Annotated in this window: 21 protein-coding genes and 1 tRNA gene; 7 read left to right on the top strand and 15 right to left on the bottom strand. The window is 73.4% G+C overall.

Features of this window, described 5'->3' with window-relative positions; translation table 11 throughout:
- Nucleotides 1–108 precede the first annotated feature (108 nt).
- The 6 genes from QP089_RS15470 to QP089_RS15445 all read right to left on the bottom strand — a co-directional run bounded on the left by QP089_RS15470 (nucleotide 109) and on the right by QP089_RS15445 (nucleotide 6271).
- Nucleotides 109–1584, bottom strand: a complete 1476-nt coding sequence (locus tag QP089_RS15470) for a sugar transferase (protein ID WP_285912281.1) — start codon at nucleotides 1582–1584, stop codon at nucleotides 109–111.
- Nucleotides 1585–1774: 190 nt separating this feature from the next.
- Nucleotides 1775–2350, bottom strand: a complete 576-nt coding sequence (gene pth, locus QP089_RS15465) for an aminoacyl-tRNA hydrolase (protein ID WP_285912280.1) — start codon at nucleotides 2348–2350, stop codon at nucleotides 1775–1777.
- A 75-nt stretch (nucleotides 2351–2425) separates the two neighbouring features.
- Complete coding sequence (locus QP089_RS15460; protein WP_285912279.1) at nucleotides 2426–3073, bottom strand: 50S ribosomal protein L25/general stress protein Ctc; 648 nt, start codon at nucleotides 3071–3073, stop codon at nucleotides 2426–2428.
- A 303-nt stretch (nucleotides 3074–3376) separates the two neighbouring features.
- Nucleotides 3377–4357, bottom strand: coding sequence for a ribose-phosphate diphosphokinase (locus QP089_RS15455; protein WP_285912278.1), 981 nt, complete (start codon nucleotides 4355–4357; stop codon nucleotides 3377–3379).
- A gap of 190 nt (nucleotides 4358–4547) precedes the next feature.
- Nucleotides 4548–6038 carry a bifunctional UDP-N-acetylglucosamine diphosphorylase/glucosamine-1-phosphate N-acetyltransferase GlmU gene (glmU, locus tag QP089_RS15450; protein WP_285912277.1) on the bottom strand — a complete coding sequence of 497 codons (1491 nt, stop codon included), beginning with the start codon at nucleotides 6036–6038 and terminating at the stop codon, nucleotides 4548–4550.
- A 162-nt stretch (nucleotides 6039–6200) separates the two neighbouring features.
- A tRNA-Gln gene (locus tag QP089_RS15445) sits at nucleotides 6201–6271 on the bottom strand.
- Between the two features lie 559 nt (nucleotides 6272–6830).
- Here QP089_RS15445 and QP089_RS15440 point away from each other — a divergent pair.
- Nucleotides 6831–7784 carry an acyl-CoA desaturase gene (locus QP089_RS15440; protein ID WP_285912276.1) on the top strand — a complete coding sequence of 318 codons (954 nt, stop codon included), beginning with the start codon at nucleotides 6831–6833 and terminating at the stop codon, nucleotides 7782–7784.
- A gap of 53 nt (nucleotides 7785–7837) precedes the next feature.
- Nucleotides 7838–8605 (top strand): TetR/AcrR family transcriptional regulator, encoded by a 768-nt coding sequence (locus QP089_RS15435; protein WP_285912275.1) that lies wholly within the window; start codon nucleotides 7838–7840, stop codon nucleotides 8603–8605.
- 277 nt (nucleotides 8606–8882) lie between these two features.
- Here the strand turns inward: QP089_RS15435 and QP089_RS15430 are convergent, their stop codons facing one another.
- On the bottom strand, nucleotides 8883–9677 hold the full coding sequence (locus tag QP089_RS15430) for a trans-aconitate 2-methyltransferase (RefSeq protein WP_285912274.1): 795 nt from the start codon (nucleotides 9675–9677) through the stop codon (nucleotides 8883–8885).
- Between the two features lie 127 nt (nucleotides 9678–9804).
- Between QP089_RS15430 and QP089_RS15425 the strand changes: the two genes are divergently transcribed.
- Both QP089_RS15425 and QP089_RS15420 read left to right on the top strand, forming a co-directional pair.
- Entirely contained in the window at nucleotides 9805–10605 is an 801-nt protein-coding gene (locus tag QP089_RS15425) for a patatin-like phospholipase family protein (RefSeq protein WP_285912273.1), read from the top strand.
- A complete protein-coding gene (locus QP089_RS15420) occupies nucleotides 10605–11201 on the top strand; it encodes a Maf family protein (protein ID WP_285912272.1) in 597 nt (198 codons plus the stop codon). The genes QP089_RS15425 and QP089_RS15420 overlap by 1 nt, the downstream gene beginning before the upstream one ends.
- Nucleotides 11202–11210: 9 nt before the next feature.
- On the opposite strand, the gene QP089_RS15415 is transcribed toward QP089_RS15420, so the two are convergent.
- From QP089_RS15415 to QP089_RS15405, 3 genes are read right to left on the bottom strand one after another with little or no spacing between them, the layout of a single operon-like run.
- On the bottom strand, nucleotides 11211–11846 hold the full coding sequence (locus QP089_RS15415) for a response regulator (RefSeq protein ID WP_285912271.1): 636 nt from the start codon (nucleotides 11844–11846) through the stop codon (nucleotides 11211–11213).
- A complete protein-coding gene (locus tag QP089_RS15410; protein ID WP_285912270.1) occupies nucleotides 11843–13039 on the bottom strand; it encodes a sensor histidine kinase in 1197 nt (398 codons plus the stop codon). The genes QP089_RS15415 and QP089_RS15410 overlap by 4 nt, the downstream gene beginning before the upstream one ends.
- A 5-nt stretch (nucleotides 13040–13044) precedes the next feature.
- On the bottom strand, nucleotides 13045–15228 hold the full coding sequence (locus QP089_RS15405) for an MMPL family transporter (protein ID WP_285912269.1): 2184 nt from the start codon (nucleotides 15226–15228) through the stop codon (nucleotides 13045–13047).
- A gap of 200 nt (nucleotides 15229–15428) precedes the next feature.
- Here QP089_RS15405 and QP089_RS15400 point away from each other — a divergent pair, with 200 nt between their 5' ends.
- From QP089_RS15400 to QP089_RS15390, 3 genes are read left to right on the top strand one after another with little or no spacing between them, the layout of a single operon-like run.
- A complete protein-coding gene (locus tag QP089_RS15400; protein ID WP_285912268.1) occupies nucleotides 15429–16349 on the top strand; it encodes a zinc-binding dehydrogenase in 921 nt (306 codons plus the stop codon).
- Between the two features lie 20 nt (nucleotides 16350–16369).
- Nucleotides 16370–16768: a nuclear transport factor 2 family protein gene (locus tag QP089_RS15395; protein ID WP_285912267.1), complete on the top strand. Its 399-nt coding sequence runs from the start codon at nucleotides 16370–16372 to the stop codon at nucleotides 16766–16768.
- 50 nt (nucleotides 16769–16818) lie between these two features.
- Nucleotides 16819–17307, top strand: coding sequence for a MarR family winged helix-turn-helix transcriptional regulator (locus QP089_RS15390; RefSeq protein WP_285912266.1), 489 nt, complete (start codon nucleotides 16819–16821; stop codon nucleotides 17305–17307).
- An 8-nt stretch (nucleotides 17308–17315) separates the two neighbouring features.
- On the opposite strand, the gene QP089_RS15385 is transcribed toward QP089_RS15390, so the two are convergent.
- The 5 genes from QP089_RS15385 to QP089_RS15365 form a co-directional block, all read right to left on the bottom strand.
- Entirely contained in the window at nucleotides 17316–18431 is a 1116-nt protein-coding gene (locus tag QP089_RS15385) for an amidase (RefSeq protein WP_285912265.1), read from the bottom strand.
- A gap of 76 nt (nucleotides 18432–18507) precedes the next feature.
- Nucleotides 18508–20289, bottom strand: coding sequence for an ABC-F family ATP-binding cassette domain-containing protein (locus QP089_RS15380; protein ID WP_285912264.1), 1782 nt, complete (start codon nucleotides 20287–20289; stop codon nucleotides 18508–18510).
- Between the two features lie 42 nt (nucleotides 20290–20331).
- The gene (locus QP089_RS15375; RefSeq protein ID WP_285912263.1) at nucleotides 20332–20622 is read right to left on the bottom strand and encodes a hypothetical protein; all 291 of its coding nucleotides are present in this window, start codon (nucleotides 20620–20622) and stop codon (nucleotides 20332–20334) included.
- A gap of 36 nt (nucleotides 20623–20658) precedes the next feature.
- Nucleotides 20659–20802 carry a hypothetical protein gene (locus QP089_RS15370; protein WP_285912262.1) on the bottom strand — a complete coding sequence of 48 codons (144 nt, stop codon included), beginning with the start codon at nucleotides 20800–20802 and terminating at the stop codon, nucleotides 20659–20661.
- Nucleotides 20803–20983: 181 nt separating this feature from the next.
- Nucleotides 20984–21904 (bottom strand): 4-(cytidine 5'-diphospho)-2-C-methyl-D-erythritol kinase, encoded by a 921-nt coding sequence (locus QP089_RS15365; RefSeq protein WP_285912397.1) that lies wholly within the window; start codon nucleotides 21902–21904, stop codon nucleotides 20984–20986.
- Nucleotides 21905–21925 lie beyond the last annotated feature (21 nt).

Raw genomic sequence — 21925 nt, 5'->3', positions numbered from 1 at the left:
CCGTTGATCACATTCCCGACTCGACTGGTCTGCCCGGTCTACTTTCTCATGGATACCGCACCGCGACCGGTGCCAGGGCCGCGGTCCCGGTCGGCGGGAGTCCCGCGGCTAGTACGCGCCGGACCCGCGGAACACCGCCGACCACGTCTTCCACATGATCTGCAGGTCCAGCGCCAGCGACCAGTTGTCCACGTACCGCAGGTCGAGCCGGACCGACTCGTCCCACGTCAGGTCCGACCGGCCGCTGACCTGCCACAGCCCGGTCAGCCCCGGCTTCACCACCAGCCGCCGGTACACGTCGCCGCCGTACTGGGCGACCTCCTCCGGCAGCGGCGGGCGCGGCCCCACCAGCGACATGTCGCCGCGCACCACGTTGATCAGCTGCGGCAGCTCGTCCAGCGAGTACCGGCGCAGCCACCGCCCCACCCGCGTGATCCGCGGGTCCTCGCGCATCTTGAACAGCACGCCGTCGTTCTCGTTGTGCTGCAGCAGCGCGACCTTGCGGGCCTCCGCGTCCTGCACCATCGTGCGGAACTTCAGCACCGTGAACTCGCGGCCCCCGCGGCCCACCCGGACCTGCTTGAACATCACCGGGCCCGCGCTGGTCACCTTGATCAGGAACGCGACCACCAGCATCAGCGGGCTCAGCAGCAGCAGCCCGGACAGCGCCGCGGTCCGGTCGAACAGGCCCTTCAGCACCCGGCGGCCGCCGTCCAGCTCCGGATGCTCCACGTGCAGCAGCGGCAACCCCGACACCGGCCGGATCGAGATCCGCGGGCCGGTGACGTCCATCAGCGCCGGCGCCACCACCAGCTCCACGTCGTCCCGCTCGATCTGCCACGCCAGCCGCCGCAGCGCCACGCCGTCCATCTCCGGGCAGGCCAGCACCGCGACCGAGTCCGCGCCGATCCGCTCGGCGACCGCGGCCGTCTGGGCGAAGTCGCCCAGCACCGGCACGCCCTCGACCTCGCGGACCGCGTCCTCACCGGACGCCAGCGCCGGCGGCAGGCACACCGCCACGATGTCCATCCCGTGGTAGCGCTTCTGCCGCAGCAGCCGGATCAGATCCGCGACGGACGTGCGGTGCCCCGCCACCACGACCCGCCGCATGCACTCGCCGTTCCAGCGCTTGCGGTGCAGCCACTTGCGCAGCCGGTACCGCGCGACGAGGTTCAGGAACGTGCCGAGCGGCATCGCCATCACCACGTAGCCGCGCGCGACCTCGGTCTTGGTGGCGTACGCCAGGATCGCCAGCGTCGCGGTGAAGATGAACCCCGCCCGGATGACGCCCTTGAACTCCTCGTACCCCACGCCGATGTAGCGCGGCTGGTACGCCCGGCACAGCGCCAGCATCGGGATCCACAGCACCGGCAGCGCCACCGTCAGCGCCACGTACGGGGCCGTCGGGTCGCTCGGCACGCCCGGGAAGCGGAGCACGAACGCGATCACCCCGGCCGCGAGCATGCTGAAGAAGTCCAGCCCCCCGGCGAACCGGCGGTACCATCCACTCCAGCTCTGCGCATCCGGGCGACGTTGCTCGTGGCGGATCGGTGACTCGGCCTGAACCTTGTCAACGACGGCCATACGACCTCACCCAACCCATGTAACGCGCGCCCCGAAAAGCTCGATCCACCCCAGAGACGGTTGAAGAGCGCTCAAGGTTCACATAAAACACGAACCTCATGCACGCAGAATTTTACGTGCGCCTCACCGTGTCGGGGCCACCACGGGCCGCATCCGGCCGATCCCCCGAAAACGCCCACGCGGCCGCGGATCACCCCGCATGGAAGACGTTCTGCGCCGCCTCCAGCCCCCCGGTCAGCAGCGCCTCGACCGCGTCCGCCGCGCGGTCGACCTCCAGCTCCAGCACCTTCTTCTCGGCCGCCGAGAAGTCCTTGAGCACGAACGCCGCCGGATCCATCCGGCCCGGCGGCCGCCCCACCCCGAACCGGACCCGCAGGTACTCCCGGTCGCCCAGCGACTTCGTCAGCGACCGCAGCCCGTTGTGACCGTTGTCACCGCCGCCGCGCTTCAGCCGCAGCGCCCCGAACGGGACGTCCAGCTCGTCGTGGACGACGACCAGCCGCTCGACCGGCACCTTGTAGAAGTCCCGCAGCCCCTTCACCGGGCCGCCCGACTCGTTCATGTACGTCCGCGGCTTGGCCAGCACCGCCCGCGCGCCCGCGAGCCGGCCCTCCAGCACGTCCGCCCGCGACCGGTGCGCCTTGAACCGGCCGCCGGCCCGGCCGGCGAGCTCGTCCAGCACCATGAACCCGGCGTTGTGCCGGTTGCCGGCGTACGACGGCCCGGGGTTCCCCAGGCCGACCACCAGCCACACGTCCGCGCTCACCCGATCTCCTCACGGCCGACGGCCCCCGCAGGAGCTCCTGCGGGGGCCGTTCGCCGGTTTCGCCGTTCCGCGTGCCTACTCGGCGGACTCCTCCGCGGCCTCCGCCTCCGCGGCCTCCTCCTCGGCGGTGGCGGCCGCCTCGGCGGCCTCCGCCTCGGCCTCGGTCTCGGTCTCGCCCGCGGACGCCGTCGCGTCCGCGATCTGCAGGATCAGCGCCTCCTCGTCGAGCGACAGCGTGGTGCCCGACGGCAGCTTCAGGTCCTTCGCCAGCACCTGCGTGCCGACCTCGAGGCCCTCGATCGACAGGTCGACCGCCTCGGGGATGTGCGTCGCCTCGGTCTCCACCGAGACCTGCACGACCTCCTGCTGCACGACGCCGCCCGGGACGACGTCGCCGACGACGTTCACCGGGAGGTCGACCGTGACCTTCTCGCCCCGCTTGACCAGCAGCAGGTCGACGTGCTCCAGGAAGCCCTTGATCGGGTCGCGCTGCACGTCCTTGGGCAGCGCGAGCTCCGCGCCGCCGCCGAGGCCGTCGATGGTCAGCAGCACGTTCGGGGTCTTCAGCGCGAGCATCAGCTCGTGGCCCGGCAGCGCGATGTGCTGCGGGTCGGTGCCGTGACCGTAGAGGACGGCGGGCACCTTGCCGGCCCGGCGGGTGCGCCGCGCGGCACCCTTACCGAACTCGGTGCGCGGCTCGGCGGCGATGCGTACCTCGGACACGGCGGAAACTCCTTGCTTGTTGCGATCCACGGCCGTCCCGCAGGACGTCCGCTACGGACAGAGCGTTGCGATCCTCGCACGCCGACTCGGGGCGGGCGCCAAGATTCTTTGCGTTACCCGGGGAGTACGGGCCTGAACGGCGCCGTACTGGCGACCCGGGGCATACGCGGATTCAAGAAGTCTAGCCGATCGTTTCCCCGCGCAACGCCAACACCCCCAGGGGGGCGCCCGCCGGCGCCCCCCGTCCGCGCCGCCGGCACGCTCCTGAAACGGCGGTCCGGCACCGGCCCGGGAAGGGCCGGCTCAGCTGTGCCCGCCGAAGAGGCTGGTGACCGAGCCGTCGCTGAACACCTCGTTGATCGCGCGGGCGACCAGGGGGGCGATCGACAGCACCGTCAGCTTGTCGAACTGCTTGTCCTCGGGGATCGGCAGCGTGTTGGTCAGCACGACCTCGGAGATCCGCGAGTTCTTCAGCCGGTCCACCGCCGGCCCCGACAGCACGCCGTGCGTCGCCGCGACGACGACCTTGTCGGCGCCCTGCTCGAACAGCGCGTCCGCCGCCTTCACGATCGTCCCGCCGGTGTCGATCATGTCGTCCACGACCACGCAGGTGCGGCCCTTGACCTCGCCGACGACGTCGAACACCTTGACCTCGTTGGCCACGTCCGGGTCGCGCTTCTTGTGGATGATCGCCATCGGGACGCCGCCGAGCCGGTCCGACCAGCGCTCGGTCACCCGCACCCGGCCCGCGTCCGGCGCCACCACCGTCACCCGGGAGGTGTCCAGCCGGCTCTCGAAGTGGTGCGCCAGCAGGTCCAGCGCGAACAGGTGGTCGACCGGGCCGTCGAAGAACCCCTGGATCTGCGCGGTGTGCAGGTCCACCGCGATCAACCGGTCGGCGCCCGCCGTCTTGAACAGGTCCGCCATCAGCCGGGCCGAGATCGGCTCGCGGCCGCGGTGCTTCTTGTCCTGCCGGGCGTACCCGAAGAACGGCGCCACCACCGTGATCCGCTTGGCGGACGCCCGCTTCAGCGCGTCCACCATGATCAGCTGCTCCATGATCCACTGGTTGATGGGAGCCGTGTGGCTCTGGATCACGAAGGCGTCGGAGCCGCGGACCGACTCCAGGAACCGCACGAACGTCTCACCGTTGGCGAAGTCGTAGGCGGACGTCGGCGTGAGGTCGACGTGGAGGTTGTCGGCTACTTCCTTGGCCAGGTCCGGGTGGGCTCGGCCGGTGAAGAGCATCAGCTTCTTCTGGCCGCTCGCTTTGATCCCACTCACCTCTGACAACTCCCCCTCAATGGAACTGTGCACTCGTGTGGGTTGTTGTCCCCACACACCAGGCATCACAAGAGTCCCTCCCGCGATGCCCGGCCGTCTGTTGTCCGTGGGGGACGCCGCTGTCCTCCACCTCCCCGCCGCTCGGCGGGGCAGTCCTCTCGGCGCGCCGGACGCCCGGCGCGCGTCACCGTCAGGCCGGCTCGTCCCGGCCCTCGGCGGCGCGCCGCGCCGCCTCCGCCGCCTCCGCGGCCGGCGTCCCGGGCCGCCTGCGCTCGACCCAGCCCTCGACGTTGCGCTGCCGCGCCCGCGCGACCGCCATCGCGCCCGGCGGGACGTCCTGGATGATCACCGAGCCGGCGGCGGTGTAGGCGCCGTCGCCGACCGTCACCGGCGCGACGATCATGTTGTCGCTGCCGACCTTCACGTGCGAGCCGATGACGCTGCGGTGCTTCTGCACGCCGTCGTAGTTCACGAACACCGAGCTCGCGCCGATGTTGGAGTGCTCGCCGATCTCGGCGTCGCCGACGTAGGTCAGGTGCGGCACCTTGGTGCCCTCGCCGATGTCGGCGTTCTTGGTCTCGACGTAGGTCCCGATCTTGCCCTTGCGGCCCAGCCGCGTCCCCGGCCGCAGGTAGGCGAACGGCCCCACCGACGCCTCCGGCCCGATCTCCGCCTGGACGCACACCGCGTTCACCACGGACGCGTCCGCGCCGACCCGGGTGTCGGTCAGCGTGCAGTTCGGCCCGACGCTCGCGCCCGCCTCCAGATGGGTGCGGCCGTGCAGCTGCGTCCCCGGGTGGACGACGGCGTCCGGCTCGGCGGTCACGTCCGCGTCGATCCAGGTGGACGCCGGGTCGACGATCGTGACCCCGGCCCGCATGTGGGCCTCCAGGATCCGGTCGTTCAGCTGCCGCCTGGCCTGCGCGAGCTGGACCCGGTCGTTGACGCCCTGCGTCTCCACCCAGTCGGCGACCAGGTGCGCGCCGGCCCGGTGGCCGTCGCCGCGCAGGATCGCCACCACGTCGGTGAGGTACTCCTCGCCGCCGGCGTTGTCGGTGGTCACCCGCTTGAGGGCGTCCTCCAGCAGGGTGCCGTCGAAGGCGTACATGCCGACGTTGATCTCGTTGACGGCCCGCTGCGCCTCGGTCGCGTCCTTGTGCTCGACGATCGCCTCGACGCTGCCGTCCGCCGCGCGGATCATCCGCCCGTACCCGGTCGCGTCGGGCATCTCGGTCGTCAGCACGGTGACGGCGTTGCCCTCGTCCTCGTGCGTGCGGACCAGCGCGGCGAGGGTCTCGCCCCGCAGCAGCGGGTGGTCGCCGTTGGTCACCACGACGATCCCGTCGAGCGAACCGGTCTGCTCCAGCGCCATCCGGACGGCGTGCCCGGTGCCGCCCTGGACCTCCTGGACGACCGGCTCCACGTCCGGGGCCTGCTCGCCCAGGTAGGCGACGGCCTGCTCGCGCCGGTGCCCGACGACCGCGACGAGGCGGCGCGGCTCCAGCTCGCGGGCGGCGGCCAGCACGTGGCCGAGCATGGCGCGCCCGCACAGCTCGTGCAGGACCTTCAGGGTGCGGGACTTCATCCGTGTGCCCTCGCCCGCGGCGAGGACGATGACGGCGGCCGGGCTGTCGGCCCGACTCCGTGTACGGCGGGCACTCACGAGGAGGCTCCTCGGCATCGCGGGCGGGATCGGCTGCGAGCGCACCCACCTGCGACATCACGGCACGGCAGGCCGAGGCGCACCCGACACCGGAAGGATACCGCCCGCCGGGCGCGGGTCACCCGGAGGGCCGCCTCACCAGGACAGACACCCCAAAGTGCGGCCTTCCAGACAAATCGGCTCCCGGGGGAGGAATCGAACCTCCGTTGACTGAACCAAAATCAGTTGTCCTGCCCCTAGACGACCCGGGAAGGGCGGTTCGGCCCTCTCGGCACGGGAGGACCGGGCTCGCGCGGGACCAACGATACCGAGTGGACCCGCGTGATCCCCACGGCTTTACGCCTCGCGCAGGACTCTACTGCGCGAGGCGCCCCGGACGCGGCCCCCGGTCCTCGACCCCACGGGCACGGAAACCCCAGGCCACGCCGGGGTGTCTCGGCCGGTTCGCCCGAATCGGTTTAGAACGGCCTTCACCGAGCACCCCATCTGCGTGCCGCCCGACCACCCCAGGTCGCCGGCGGCATACCGCCACCGCGGACGCGCACCGGCCGGCCGGGCGAACCGGTCTCCGGACGGGTCGGCGGTGGACGGGCCCGCCAGGGAGGCGTGGGCGCGGTTCGCGCGCCGGCCCAGGGTCCGGGGGCATGGGTTCCCTTCCGCGGCGGGCGGTCAGGTCCGCAGGAGAGTTTTGTGGCTCATGAGACAGATTCTCGCTGAATTTACCGGCCGTCCCTGTCCAACTTACGGAAGCGTAGGTTACGTTGGCGTAGGTAGGCCTCCCCGAGTCCCAGGAACAGGAAGTGATGACGCATGACAACGGCCCCGACCATGGCTCCTCCTCAACCGGAACGGCGACCCGAACTCGCGCCCGAAAAGCAGGGCAACGGCGAACGCCTGCTCGTCGCGGTGTTCACGGGCGTCCCGTTCCTGGCCCTGTTCGCGGCGGTCCCGCTCGCCTGGGGCAGGTTCCTTGGCTGGACCGACGTCGCGCTCACGGCCGTCTTCTACGTGCTGTCCGCGGGCGGCATCACCGTCGGGTACCACCGGTACTTCACGCACGGCTCGTTCAAGGCGAACCGGGGACTGAAGATCTTCCTGGCGCTGGCCGGGAGCCTGGCCATGGAGGGCCCGGTGATCACCTGGGTCGCCGACCACCGGCGCCACCACAAGCACTCCGACCAGGAGTTCGACCCGCACTCGCCGTGGCGGTTCGGCGACGACTGGAAGGCGCTGGCCAAGGGCCTGGTGTGGGCGCACTACGGCTGGCTGTTCGACGCGAACCGGACCTCCAAGCCGCGGTTCGCCAAGGACCTGCTGAACGACCGCGACATCCGCCGGATCCACCTGGCCTTCCCCGGCCTCGTGGCGGTGTCGTTCCTGCTGCCGGCCGCGCTCGGCGGGCTGATCACGATGTCGTGGCTCGGCTTCTTCACCGCGCTGTTCTGGGCCGGGTTCGTGCGGATCACGCTCGTCCACCACGTGACGTGGGCGATCAACTCGATCTGCCACACGTTCGGCAAGGAGGAGTTCGAGGTCCGCGACAAGTCCCGCAACGTGTGGTGGCTGGCGATCCCCTCGCTCGGCGAGTCGTGGCACAACCTGCACCACTCGGACCCGACGTGCGCCCGGCACGGGGTGCTGAAGGGGCAGGTCGACATCAGCGCGCGGATCATCTGGGCGTTCGAGAAGCTGGGCTGGGCCCGCGACGTCCGGTGGCCGAAGGATGACAGGCTCGCCGCCAAGCGCACGAAGCAGGCTGCGTGACCGTCACAATTGATCCCGTGACAGATCCCGCTCCCAGGCCGCGCAGAAAGCGGATGACCGGTAAGGAACGCCGCGAGCAGCTCCTCGACATCGGTCGCACGCTCTTCGCCGAGCGCGGCCTGGACGGCACCTCGGTGGAGGAGATCGCCTCCGCCGCGGGTGTGTCGAAGCCCGTGGTGTACGAGCACTTCGGCGGCAAGGAGGGCCTGTACGCGGTCGTCGTCGACCGGGAGTTCGAGGGCCTGCTGAGCCTGGTGACCGAGGCGCTGAACTCGGTGATCCACTACCGGAGCAAGCTGGAGAAGGCGGCGCTGGCGCTGCTGGAGTACATCGAGGACCACCCGGACGGGTTCCGGATCCTGGTGCGCGACTCGCACGGCGGCACCGGCACCGGCAGCTACGCGAGCCTGCTCAGCGAGATCGCCGGCGAGGTCGAGTACATCCTGGCGCAGGAGTTCGACCGGCACGACTACGACGACAAGTTCGCGCCGCTGTACGCGCAGAGCCTGGTCGGCATGGTCGCGCTGACGGGCCAGTGGTGGCTGGACGTCCGCAAGCCGAAGCGCGAGGAGGTCGCCGCGCACGTGGTGAACCTGGCGTGGAACGGCCTTGCGGGGCTGGAGCCGAAGCCGTCGCTGGATCCGCGGCAGCGCCGCAAGGAGATGGAGCGCGCGGAGCGGCGGGCGGAGAAGGCGGCCGCGAAGGCCGAGAAGGCGGAGGAGAAGGCGGCGGCGCGGGCCGAGAAGGCGCAGCGCAGGAGCCGCCGGGACGCGGAGGCCGACTTCGTCGAGCCGAGTCCGAGGCCCCATCCCTCGATCTGATCCGTTCACGGGGCCGGTCGTGCGCGTGCTGCGCACGGCCGGTCTCGTGCTTTCCGGGCCTCCTGCGGACGGACGCCGGTGGCCGTCCGGAGTTCGTCCGGGCGGCCACCGGCAGGGGTCGCCGGCGTCGGGTCGCGAAGCCGGGGTTCGGTGCCGGGCCGCGCGCTCCGCGATCCTGTCGCGGTCGCGTCCGCGGCGGCCTGGATGCCGCCCGCCGGCCGAGGAGCACACCGCAGGGGAACGATTGGCTTTCCTCGGCCGGCGGGCGGCACCCCGTCTACGGGGCGTGCCGTGTGGCGATCACGAACACCCTCCTGAACGGGAAGACGGTGCCGTAGGGGCGGGCGGGGTAGGCGGCGCGGAGCCGGTCGCGGTAGGCGGTGAGGAACTCGCCGGTCTCGTCCGGCGCGAGGGCCGACAGGACGGGGCGCAGCGCGCTGCCCTTGACCCATTCGAGGACGGGGTCGTCGCCGGTGAGGACCTGCATGTAGGTGGTCTCCCAGGCGTCGACGGCGCAGCCGAGGCCGGCGAGGCGGTCGAGGTAGCCGGCCGGGTCGAGGACGGGGTCGTCGCGGACGGTGCCGGAGAGGCGGTCGCGCCAGCGCGGGGAGCGGCACAGCTCGCGGAGCTGGACGTGGCTCTGGGCGGCGAAGTTGCCGGGGACCTGGAAGGCGAGGCGTCCGCCGGGCGCGAGGGCGTCGATCCAGCGCGGCAGCAGGTCGAGGTGTTCGGGGACCCATTGCAGGACGGCGTTGGAGACGATGAGGTCGACGGGGTGCGCGGGCTCCCAGGTGGCGACGTCGCCGACGCGGAAGGCGAGGCGTCCGGGGATCTCGCGGGCGCGGGCGGCGGCGATCATCTCGGGGGAAGAGTCGAGGGCCTCCACGACCGCGCCGGGCCAGCGGCCCGCGAGGGTCGCGGTGAGCTCCCCGCTCCCGCACCCGAGGTCGACGACGTGCCGGGGCTCGACCGGCCCGAGCCGGCCGACCAGTTCGGTGAACGGCCTGGCGCGCTCGTCGCCGTAGACCCCGTACTGCGCGGGGTCCCAGACGGCCTCGGCTTGTCTCGACATCAAGAGACATGATGCCCCGCGCTTATCTTGATGTCAAGAATGTTGGGCCCGTCCCCGGAAACCGGCGCACCGGGACCGGTCGGGTGACGGATGCCGCGCCGTCCGGCCGCTCCCTAGGGTCGGCGGCATGGAGCGAGGACAGCGAGGGAACTGGGCGCTCGTGCTCGGCCCGGGAGGCCCGGTCGGCACGGCGTGGCTGGCCGGGCTCGCGGCCGGGCTGCGCGAGGCGGGCGTGGACCCGGCGGCCGCGGAGCCGATCGCCGGGACGTCGGCGGGCGCGATCGCCGGCGCGATGATCGCCGCGGGCCGCGACCTGGCGGCGGTCGCGGAGCTGCCGCCGCCGGGCGGTCCGCGCCCGGCGGCGGATCCGTCGGTGATGGAGCGGGTGTTCGGGCTGCTGCGCGATCCGGCGCTCGCCCCGGACGAGGCGCGCCGGCGCGTCGGCGGGCTGGCGATGGAGGCCACCGCGCTGCCCGCCGAATGGCATCGCGAGCGGATGCGGTTCCTCGTCGGCACCGACGACTGGCCGGACCGGCCGCTGCTGATCACCGGGGTGGACGTGGCGTCCGGGGAGCCCGTCGTCTGGGACCGGACGTCCGGCGTCCCGCTGTCCGCCGCCGTGGCGGCCAGCAGCGCGGCGCCCGGCTACGCGCGTCCGGTCGAGATCGGCGGGCGGTTCTACATGGACGGCGCGTTCGGCGGCGGCTCGTGGCCGTGGCTGGCGGAGGGCGCGGACGCGGTCGTCCTGATCGAGCCGTTCGCGCACATGTCGGACGGCTCGGGCGGGGACGTCCGGATCGTCCCGGACGAGGCGGCGCTGGAGGCGTTCGGCGGCGACGTCGGCGACGTGACCCGCTGGTCGCGGTGCTACCGGGCGGGCGTCCGGCAGGCCCCCGAGGCGGCGAGGCTCCTGGCTACTGTGACCTGATGCGGAAACTGGTGCTGGCGTCGGCCTCCACGGCGCGGTTGCGGATCCTCCGGCAGGCCGGGGTCGAGCCGGAGGTCGTCGTCAGCGGCGTCGACGAGTCGGCGGTCGCGGCCGGATCGGTCGCGGGGCTGGCAGGCGCGCTGGCGAAGGAGAAAGCGGGCGCGGTCGCGGGCGGAGTCGCGGACGCGATCGTGATCGGCTGCGACTCCCTCCTGGAAGTGGACGGACGCGCATTCGGCAAGCCGGGATCGCCGGAGCAGGCCGCCGCGTGGTGGGCGGAGCGGCGCGGCGCGGCGGGCGTCCTGCACACCGGCCACTGCGTGGTCGACACGGCGTCGGGACGGGAGGCGCTGGAGGTGGCGAGCACCCGGATCCGGTTCGGCGACCCGTCCGACGAGGAGATCGCCGCGTACGTCGGCACGGGCGAGCCGCTGCACGTCGCGGGCGCGTTCACGCTGGAGGGGCTCGGCGCCTGGTTCATCGACGGCATCGACGGCGACCCGGGCACGGTGATGGGCCTGTCGCTGCCGCTCCTGCGCCTGATGCTGACCGGTATCGGCGTGCCCCTCACCGAGATCTGGCCGGTCAGCGCTTGATCAGTCCGGTCAGCGCTTGATCAGGCCGCGTTCCAGCGCGACGACGACCGCGCGGGTCCGGTCGCTGACGTCGAGCTTGGCGAACACGCGCAGCAGGTGGGTCTTCACCGTGGCCTCCGCGATGACCAGCCGCCGCCCGATGTCGGCGTTGGACAGCCCGTCGGCGACCGCGTTCAGCACCTCGGCCTCGCGGGCGGTCAGCACGACGGGCGCGGGCTGCCGCATCCGGGCGACGAGCCGCTGCGCGACGCGCGGGGCGAGGACGGTCTCGCCGCGCGCGGCGGCGCGCACCGCGTCGGCGAGCTGCTCGCGGGTGGCGTCCTTGAGCAGGTAGCCGATGGCGCCGGCCTCCACGGCGCGCTCGATCTCGGCGTCGGTGTCGTAGGTGGTGAGGATCAGCACGCGGGTGCCGGGGCAGCGGGCGAGGATCTCGGTGGTTGCCGACACCCCGTCCAGCACGGGCATCCGCAGGTCGACCAGCGCGACGTCGGGGCGGAGCCGTTCGGCCAGGGCGACCGCCTCGCGGCCGTCGCCCGCCTCGCCGGCGATCTCGATGCCGGGCTCGCCGGCCAGCAGCGCGGCGACGCCTGCGCGCATCACGGTGTGGTCGTCCACGAGGATCACGCGGACCGGTGCGTCGTTCATGGGGTGCCTTCGCGGGGAAGCAGCGCGAGGACGCGGGTGCCCTCGCCGGGGGCGCTGGTGACGGTGAGCCGGCCGCCGAGCTCGGCCAGGCGGCGGCGCATCCCGTCCAGCCCGAACCCGCCGGACGCGGCGCCGGGGACGAAGCCGCGGCCGTCGTCGGTGATCTCCAGTTCGACGCCGTGCGGGTGCGCGGCGAGGACGACGCCGACGGTGGTGGCGGCGGCGTGCTTGCGGACGTTCGCCAGGGACTCCTGCGTGCAGCGCAGCAGCGCGACGCGGGTCGGCTGGTCGCAGTCGACGTCGGGCAGGTCGGCGTCGACGGCGAGGCCGGTGTCCTCGGCGAACCGGTCGAGGGTGCGGCGCAGGGTGGCGGCGATGGAGCCGGCCGCGACCCCGCCGCCCGGGACGGAGCCGCCCGGGGCGGAGCCGACCAGGACGCGGGCCTCGGCGAGGTTCTCGCGGGCGGTGCGCTCGATGGACACCAGCTGCCGGGCGCTCGCCGCCGGGTCGGTGCCGATGCCCTCGCGGGCGGCCTCGGCGAGCACGACGATGGACGCCAGGCCCTGCGCGAGGGTGTCGTGGATCTCGCGGGCGAGCCGTTCGCGCTCGTCGGCGGCGCCCTGCCGGCGCTGCGCCTCGGCCAGGCGGCGCTCCGCCTCCTCCAGGTCGGCGGCGAGGTGGCGGGCGCGCTCGGCGTGGCGGGCGACGACGCGGGTCATCCACAATCCGGCGAGGATGCTCGCGCCGTAGCCGGTGAGGGCGGCGACGGTGTTGCCGGTGAGGGCCGGGCCGTCGGGGTTGGCGGCGATGCCCGCGACGGCGGCCGCGGTGGCGAGGCCGCTGAGGGCGATCGCGCGCCGCGGGCCGCCGCCCTGGATCCAGAAGTGCGGCAGCGAGACGATCAGCAGCGACGCGGCGCCGTCCAGCAGGCAGGACACCGCGCCGATGCCGGCGATCAGCGCCCCCAGGAACGTGTACCGGCGGACCGCGAGGTCGCCCGGGAACGTTCCGGTGATCGGGTAGCAGACGGCGAGCAGGGCCAGCAGCGCGAGCGTCGCGGACCGGGTGCCCTCCGCGTGGTCCCACACGGCGATGCCGGGCGGGACGAGCCCGAAGCACACCCAGAGGGTGGCGTACCAGCGGCGGAGGGCCCGCGCCTGGAGCCGGTCGTCGTGCTGTGGCCCTTGCTCCATGCCGGTCAGCCTACTTTCGCCGGTTCGGGGGCGGATGCGGCGGTACGTCCTGGACGGGACGGCCACCACGTGCGCTCCCCCAGCAGCAGCATCAGCGCGGGCAGGATCACGACGCGGATGACGAACGCGTCCAGCAGCACCGCCACGGCCAGCGCGAACCCCATCTGCTTCATCTCGATGATGTGCAGCGGGATGAAGCTGGCGAAGACGGTCACCATGACGAACGCGGCGCTGGTGACGACGCCGGCGGAGCGCCCGATGCCGTCCAGGACGGCCGTGCGGGTGGACGCGCCGGCGAGCCTGGCCTCCCGGATCCGGCTGATCACGAAGACCTGGTAGTCCATCGACAGCCCGAAAAGGATCACGAACAGGAACAGCGGGACGCGGGAGCCGATCGTCCCGGTGGAGGTGAAGCCGAGCAGGCCCTCCGCCCACGTCCCCTGGAACGTCAGGACGAGCAGGCCGAGTGCGGCGCCCGCCGACAGCAGGTTCAGCAGCACGCCGACCACGCCGAGGACCACGGACCGGAACGCCCAGACCGTCATCGCGAACGTCACCAGCAGGAGCGAGGCGATGATGAGCGGCAGCTTCTGCTTCTGGTGCTCGGGGTAGTCGGCGTAGCGGGCGACGTCGCCGGTGACGGCGACCTTGGCGCCGGGCAGCTTCCCGACCGTCGCGGGCACGTAGTCGTGGCGGACGGTCTTGAGCGACGCCACCGCCGCCGAATCGCTGACGTAGTGCGGGACGGGCAGCTCCAGCAGGCTGATCCGCCCGTCCGGCGAGGTGCGCAGCTCGGACGTCCCGGACATGCGCGGGTCGTGCTTCGCGCGGCGGGAGAGGTCGCGGAGCGCGCCCGCGACCTGCGTCCGGCGGGACGGGTCGGCCTTCACCACGACCTGGTGCATGGCCTTCAGGTCAGGGAACGCGGCGTTGAGCCGGTCGTAGCCCCGCATCGCCGGGATGGAGCGCGGGTGGGTCTCGCGGCCCATGTCGGTGAGCTTCATGCCGAGCAGTGGCGCGGCGAGCGCGAGCATCGCCAGGACCCCGACGGCCAGCGTGACGCCGGGATGGCGGCCGGTCGGCCGCAGCAGGGCGCGGGTGAGCCGTCCGCCGCTCTCCGATCGCGTCCCGCGCACCGGCCTGCCGCGCCGGATCCGGCGCTCCCTGCGGTTCTCCGCCCACTGGCCGAGCTTGGCGAGCAGGGCGGGCAGCACCGTGAGGGAGCTGAGGACGGCGACGACCGTCACGACGATCGCGCCGGTCGCGATCGAGGAGAAGATCACGTCGTCCGCGAGGTACAGCGTGGCACTGGAGACGGCGACCGCGAGCCCGGACACGACCACGGCCCGCCCGGACGTGGCGGCGGCGAGTTCGACGACGGCCGCGGCCGGCAGCCGCCCGCCCGACCTGGCCCGTTCCTCCCGTTCCCGCTTGAGGTAGAAGAGGGTGTAGTCGACGCCGACCGCCATGCCGATGAGCAGGATGACGTTGGTGCCGACGCCCGCGTCCGGGAAGACGTGCGAGGCGAGCATCGACAGCCCGACGGCCGCCGCGATCGAGGACAGCGCGAGCAGCATCGGCACCACGGCCAGCGACACCGAGCCGAACACGACGAGCAGCGTGACCAGCGTGACCGGCAGCGCGATCATCTCGGTGCGCGACAGGTCGCGGTCGCGCAGGTCGTCGACGCCCTTGCTGACGGACGGCCCGCCGGTCTCCTCGACCCGGAGTCCGGGATGCGCGGCCTGCACCCGGGCGGTCGCGGCGACCAGCGTCGCGACGTGCTTGTCGCCGTCCAGCTCCGCTCCCCGCATGGTGACCTCGACGCGGACGGCCGTCCCGTCGGCCGAGCCGATCGGCCTGGACACCGACTCCACCTCGGGCAGCCGCGCCATCCGGCCCGCCGCGTCGCGTGCGGCGGCGTTCGCGGCGGCCGTGTCGAGCCGTCCGGTGCCGGGCTTCGCCGTGATCAGGATCTGCTCGACCGGCTTCTGCTGCAGTCCGCCCTCGGCCGCCATCGCCTCGGCCCGGCCGGCCTCGCCGATCCGGAAGTCCTCGGTGGTCGCGGGGTGGCCGCCCACCGAGATCCCGACGCCGAGGCACACCACCACGAACAGGAACCAGCCGGCGATCGCCCGCCAGGGGTGCCCGGCGCTCCACCGGGCCATGCGCACAGGAAGATCTCTCATACCGGAGATGCTCGCGGCGCGGCCCCCTCCCGCATGAGCCTCGACCGGCTGAACCTGCCGTCCACCACCCGGTGGACAAGCCCTGACAACCGCCGGTTGTCGTTCCTGCTCAATGGCTGTTGGACGCGGGTGCACGGGGCGCGGTCAACTGGGTCCACCGCACCGGCGGAGGCCGCCGGGCAGGGACCTGAGGAGGAACCGTGAAGGCACTCGTGCCGACCGGCGACGCGCGGGAGACCGTCGCGTTCGCCGACGTCGACGAGCCGGTGCCGCAGGCGGACGAGGCGCTGGTGAAGGTGGCGGCGTTCTCGGTCAACCGCGGCGAGACGTTCCAGCTGGAGGGCGACCGGCCGGGCTGGCGGCCCGGCAAGGACGTGGCGGGCCTGGTCGTGCAGGCGGCGGCGGACGGGTCGGGCCCCGCGTGCGGGACGCGGGTCGTGGGGCATCCGCCGGCGGCGGGCTGGGCCGAGTACGTCGCGGTGCCGACGCGGTCGCTGGCCGAGCTGCCCGGCGGCGTGCCGGCCGATACGGCGGCGGCGCTGCCGCTGGCGGGGCTGACCGCGCTGCGGCTGCTGCGCGCCGCCGGGTCCCTGGCGGGCCGGAGGGTGCTGCTCACGGGGGCGTCCGGCGGCGTCGGGCACTACGTCACCGAGCTGGCCGCGGCGGCGGGCGCGCAGGTCACCGCGGTGTCGGCGACGCCGGAGCGGGGTCGGCGGCTGGCGGAACTCGGCGCCGAGGTGGTGCCGGACGCCGCGTCCGCGCGGGGCCCGTTCGACCTGGTGCTGGAGTCGACCGGCGGCGCGCAGTTCCCGGCCGCGCTGGCGCGGCTGCGCCGCCGGGGCACGCTGATCTGGTTCGGGCAGGCGTCCCGGACGCCGGTGACGCTGGACTTCTTCCGGTTCTTCGACGGGCCGGAGTCGGCCACGATCCGGCACTTCCACTACGAGGACGCCGACACCGCGAACGCCGACGACCTGGCCGTCCTGGTCCGGCTCGTCGCGGAGGGGCGGTTGCACCCGGAGATCGGGCGGACCGGCGACTGGGCCGACACCGCCGCCGTCCTCACCGACCTGCGCGAACGCCGCGTGCGCGGCAACGCCGTCCTGACCATCGACCGCTGAACGCACAAGAGGAGATCGAAATGAACGCCAAGGATGTCGTCGTCCGCTACGTCCAGGCCGTCGCCGACGGGGACCTGGAGACGATCAGGGACAGCTTCGCCGAGGACGCGACCTGGACCTACCCGGGCGACCTGCCGCTGACCGGCACCTGGAGGGGCCGCGACGCGATCGTCGACGACTTCCTCGGCGCCGCGACCGGCGGCCTGTTCAAGCCGGGCACCGCGCCGGAGGTCGCGCTGGTCAACGTGTTCGCCGAGGGGGACCAGGTCCTCGCCGAGTGGACGGCGAAGGGCGTCACCCGGTCGGGCAAGATCTACGACAACCGGTGCGCCGGGATCTACGTCGTCCGGGACGGCAGGATCGTGTCGGTGAAGGAGTACGCCGACACCCAGCACGTCGAGCGAACCCTGTTCGGATAGCCCGCCCCCGGCCGCAGGTCCCTCGATATCAAGACAGGTAGGCTGGCGGCATGGAGGATGAGGTCGACCGGCTGGTCGCGGCGTGGCAGACCGAGCGCCCGGACCTGGACGTGCGGCCGCTGCAGGTGCTCAGCCGCGTCTCCCGGCTGGCCCGCCACCTCGACCGCGCCCGCCGCGCCGTGTTCGCCGCCCACCAGGTGGAGTCGTGGGAGTTCGACGTGCTCACCGCGCTGCGCCGGGCCGGCGCCCCCTACCAGCTGAGCCCCGGCCAGCTGCTGCGCGCGACGCTGGTGACGTCGGGCACCATGACCAACCGCATCGACCGGCTCGCCGCCGCGGGCCTGGTCGAGCGGCATCCCGACCCGCAGGACAAGCGCGGCGTCCAGGTCCGCCTCACCGAGGCGGGCCTGACGCGCGTGGACGCCGCGTTCGCCGACCTGCTGGCGCGCGAGCAGGCGATCCTCGAGGCGCTCAGCCCCGAGCAGCGCGAGACCCTCGCCCTCCTGCTCCGCACCCTCCTCATCCCCTTCGACGCCTGACCCGCCCCTCAACGCAGCGCGGACTCCAGGGCCGCGGCGACGGCGCAGAGCCGTTCCTCGCCGCCGGCCGGGCCGATGAGCTGGACGGACGCGGGCAGGTGCGAGCCGGGCAGCGGGACGGGCAGCGCGAACGCCGGCAGCCCCGCCACGTTCACCGAGCCGGTGAGCATCGTCAGCAGCAGGTCGTCGTCGCCGTCCGGCGGCTCCGGCGCGACGGCGGCCAGCACCGGCAGCGCGAGCACCCCGTGCCGTTCCAGCAGCGCGTCGAACTCCGCCCGGACCGTCTTCTGGATCTGCTCGGCCCACGCCCGCTTGCCAGAGGCGGCCTCCTTCAGCACGGTCAATCGCCGGCGCATCCGCTCGCTGACCGCGGACGGGTCGCCGGCCAGCAGATGCCCGTTCTGCGCGTGGGCCTCCTCGCCGACGAACACGCCGCCCGCGAGCGCCGCGTCCTGGAAGTGCTCGCAGGTCGCGTCGGTGATCGGGCCGAGGCGGCGGAGCGCGTCGTCCACGGCCGCGTCGATCGCCGGGTCCACGTTCGGGACGCGCAGCCGCCCGATCGGCATGCCGGGGTCGTAGGCGTCCGGGGTGAAGCCGGGCTCGATCAGCCGCATGCCAGTGACGACGGCCGCGACGTCGCGGCCCATCGGCCCGACCGTGTCGAGCGTCGGCGACAGCGGGTACACGCCGTCCAGCGGGACGCGCCCGTTCGTGGTCTTCAGCGACGCGATGCCGCAGCACGCCGCCGGGATCCGCACGGACCCGGCGGTGTCGGTGCCGAACGCGACGTCGGCCTCCCCGGTCGCGACCGCGACCGCCGATCCGCTGGACGACCCGCCCGGCACCCGCGACGGGTCCAGCGGGTTCACCGGTGTCCCGGACCACGGGTTGACGCCGTCGGCGCCCAGGCAGAACTCGGTGAGGTTGACCTTGCCCGCGATCCGGGCGCCCTGCGCGCGGGCCGAGGCGACGACGGCCGCGTCGGCCGCCGCCGGCGCGGCGCGCTCGGCCACCGCCCGGCTGCCCGCCGTGGTGGGCAGCCCGGCCACGTCGATGGCGTCCTTCACCGCGAGCCGCGGCCCGTCCCCCGGCGCGTCGTCGATCTTCACGATCCAAGTCGTCATTGCTGGATCATGGACGATCCCGGCCGCCGAGCACCAGGGTTTCGGGTGATATGCGGCCGCCGGCCGACGGTCGCGGCTAGTCGATGTCCTCGGCGAGCATCAGCCACTCCTCCTCGACCCGGGCCGCCTCCGCCCGGATCTCCTTCAGCCGCCCGTCCAGTTCCTGGAGCTTGACGAAGTCGGTGGCGTGCGCGGCGAGCTTCTCGTGCAGCTCCGCCTCCTGGCCCGCCAGCTTCTCCAGGCGGCGTTCGAGGCGGTCCAGCTCCTTGCGGGCCTTCCAGTCCTGCCCGCCCTTCGGCTTCGGCGGCGCGGTGGCCGGCGCGTCCTGCGCGCGGGCCTGCGCGGTCCGCGTCTGGGCGGTGCCGGCGGCGCGGCGCTCCAGGTACTCGTCGACCCCGCCGGGCAGCAGCGACACCCGGCCGTCGCCGAGCAGCGCCACCACATGGTCGGTGATGCGCTCCAGGAAGTACCGGTCGTGGCTGACGACGACGAGGGTGCCGGGCCAGCCGTCCAGCAGGTCCTCGACCTCGGTGAGCGTCTCGATGTCGAGGTCGTTGGTCGGCTCGTCCAGCAGCAGCACGTTCGGCTCGCCCATCAGCAGCCGCAGGATCTGCAGGCGGCGCCGCTCCCCGCCCGACAGGTCGCCGATCGGCGTCCACTGCCGGTCGCCGGCGAACCCGAGCCGCTCCAGCAGCTGGCTCGCCGTCCACTCCCGCTTGCCGACCGTGATGCGGCGGCGGATCTCCTCCACCGACTCCAGCACCCGGCGCTCCGGGTCCAGTTCCTCCAGGTTCTGCGTCAGGTGCGCCAGCTGGACGGTCTTGCCCCGCACGACCTTGCCCGACACCGGCTCCACCGAGCCGTCCAGCAGCCGCAGCAGCGTGCTCTTGCCGCTGCCGTTGACGCCGACCAGCCCGACCCGGTCGCCGGGGCCGAGCCGCCACGTCATCCGCTCGAAGATCGCCCGGCCGCCGGTGTCGTCCGCCAGCCGCACGGTGACGTCCTCGACGTCGTAGACGGTCTTGCCGAGCCGCGCCGTCGCGAACTTCGTCAGCTCCACCGAATCGCGCAGCGGCGGCTCGTCGGCGATCAGCGCCTGCGCCGCGTCCACCCGGAACTTCGGCTTGGACGTGCGGGCCTGCGGGCCGCGCCGCAGCCACGCCAGCTCCTTGCGCAGCAGGTTCTGCCGCTTGGCCTCCGTCGCCGCCGCGATCCGGGACCGCTCCGCCTTCGCCAGCACGTAGGCGGAGTAGCCGCCCTCGTAGCGCTCGACGGCGCCGTCGACGACCTCCCACGTCCGGTCGGTGACCTCGTCGAGGAACCAGCGGTCGTGCGTGACGACCAGCAGCGCGACCCGGCGGCCCTTCAGGTGCCGGGCCAGCCACGCGATCGCCTCGATGTCGAGGTGGTTGGTCGGCTCGTCCAGCATCAGCAGGTCGGACTCGGGGACCAGCAGCCGCGCCAGCGCGATCCGGCGCCGCTCCCCGCCCGACATCCCGGCCAGCGGCGCGTCCAGGTCGACGTCGGCCAGCAGCCCGGCCAGCACGTCGCGGACCCGGGTGTCGCCCGCCCACTCGTGCTCGGCGCGGTCGCCCAGCACCACCGACCGGACCGTCGCGCCCTCCGGGAACCAGTCCCGCTGCGTCAGGTAGCCCAGCCGCAGGCCCCGCGCGTGCGTGACGCGGCCCCCGTCCGGCTCCACCTCGCGCGCCAGGACCCGCACCAGCGTGCTCTTGCCGCCGCCGTTGCGGCCGACGACCCCGACCCGGTCGCCCTCGTCGAGCCCGAGGGACACCGCGTCCAGCAACGGCTTCGGCCCGTACGCCTTGACGACGTTCTCAACGTTGATCAGATTCACGACGCGGTCCAGCCTATTGCCCCGCGCGCCCTGCCCGGACGGTCAGCCCTGCGGCGGTGGCGGAGGGCCCGGCGGCCCGTACGGCGGCTGGGGCGGGCCGGGCTGCCCGTACGGCGGACCTTGAGGCGGGCCGGGCTGCCCGTACGGCGGGCCTTGGGGCGGGCCGGGCATCTGAGCGCCCGGAGGCCGATACGCCGAAGAGGCCGCGGCGCCCTTGCGCGACTTCACGACGACGAGCACGATCACCAGCGGCACCGCGACGACGACGGCGAGAAACAAGAGGATGACCAGCAGTTCGACCACGCTGATACCCGATCCTGACGAATGGTTCACTGTCGGCTCCTCATATGAAGGCGCCCGGGGTCGGCATCAGCGTAGCGGCGGGCGGCGGGCGGCGATCACCGCGTCCGGGGCGTCGCGGCGGATCGCCCGGTCGCGGCGCACCGCCCGCACGGCGAGCGTCGCCACCATGGCGACCGCCACCAGCGCCAGCAGCCCCGTCAGATACGTCATCGCTCCACCTCGTCGCGGAATCGGCGTCATCGATCAAGACGCCCGCGGCGCGCCGGGAGTTCGCTTGTGTGCCGAGAGCACACAGTGATCGGCTCGGAACGCAGCGGCGACGGTCAGAGCACAGGACCGGTCAGAGCACGGAGCCGGTCAGAGCACGGGGCCGGTCAGAGCACGGGGCCGGTCAGAGCACGGTGGCGCCGGGCACCGGGCCCTGCGCCCGGACGATCTGCTCGGCCACCCCCGCGCCGTCCAGCGCCACCGCGAGGTCGGCGGCGTCCTCGTCGCTCTCGGCGAGGAACGCGCACGTCGGGCCGGACCCCGACACCAGCGCGCCGATCGCGCCGAGGTCGCGCCCGGCGTTCAGGGTGCGCGCCAGCGACGGCCGCAGCCGCAGCGCGGCCGGCTGGAGATCGTTGGCGAGCGCGGCGCCGAGCCCCTTGGCGTCGCCGGTCGCCAGCGCCGTCATCAGGTCCTCCGCGACCGTCGGCCGGGGGGCGCTCTCCCCCGCCGCCTCGCGCAGCCGGTCGCACTCGGCGTAGACGCGGGGCGTGGACAGGCCGCCGTCGGCGGTCGCGAACACCCAGTGGAACGTCCCGCGGGTGAGGGCCGCGGTGAGCCGCTCGCCCCGCCCGACGCCGATGGCGGTGCCGCCGAGCAGCGCGAACGGCACGTCGCTGCCGAGGTCGGCGGCCATCTCCAGCAGGTCGTCGCGGGCCAGCGCCGGCCGCTCCCGGTCGTCCCACAGCCGGGCGCAGGCGACCAGGGCCGCCGCCGCGTCCGCGCTGCCGCCCGCCATGCCGCCGGCGACCGGGATCGCCTTGCGGATCCGCAGCCGCACCCGCGGCTCGACGCCGAGCCGGGCCGCGACCATGACCGCCGCCCGCGCCGCCAGGTTTCCGGCGTCGGTCGGGACGCGGCCGACCGCCACCCGCGAGTACGGCGCCGCCTCGACGGCGAGCTCGAGGCCGTCGGCCGGCTCCGCGGTCAGCTCGTCGAACAGCGACACGGCGTGGAACACGTTCACGAGGTCGTGGTAGCCGTCCTCCCGGATCGGCCCGACGCCGAGCTGGAGGTTGACCTTGGCGGGGACGCGTACCCTCACTGCGCTCACGTCCAGAACCCT

Source organism: Actinomadura opuntiae (assembly GCF_030283205.1).
GTDB lineage: Bacteria > Actinomycetota > Actinomycetes > Streptosporangiales > Streptosporangiaceae > Spirillospora.
This window is presented reverse-complemented; position numbering and strand designations above follow the sequence as displayed.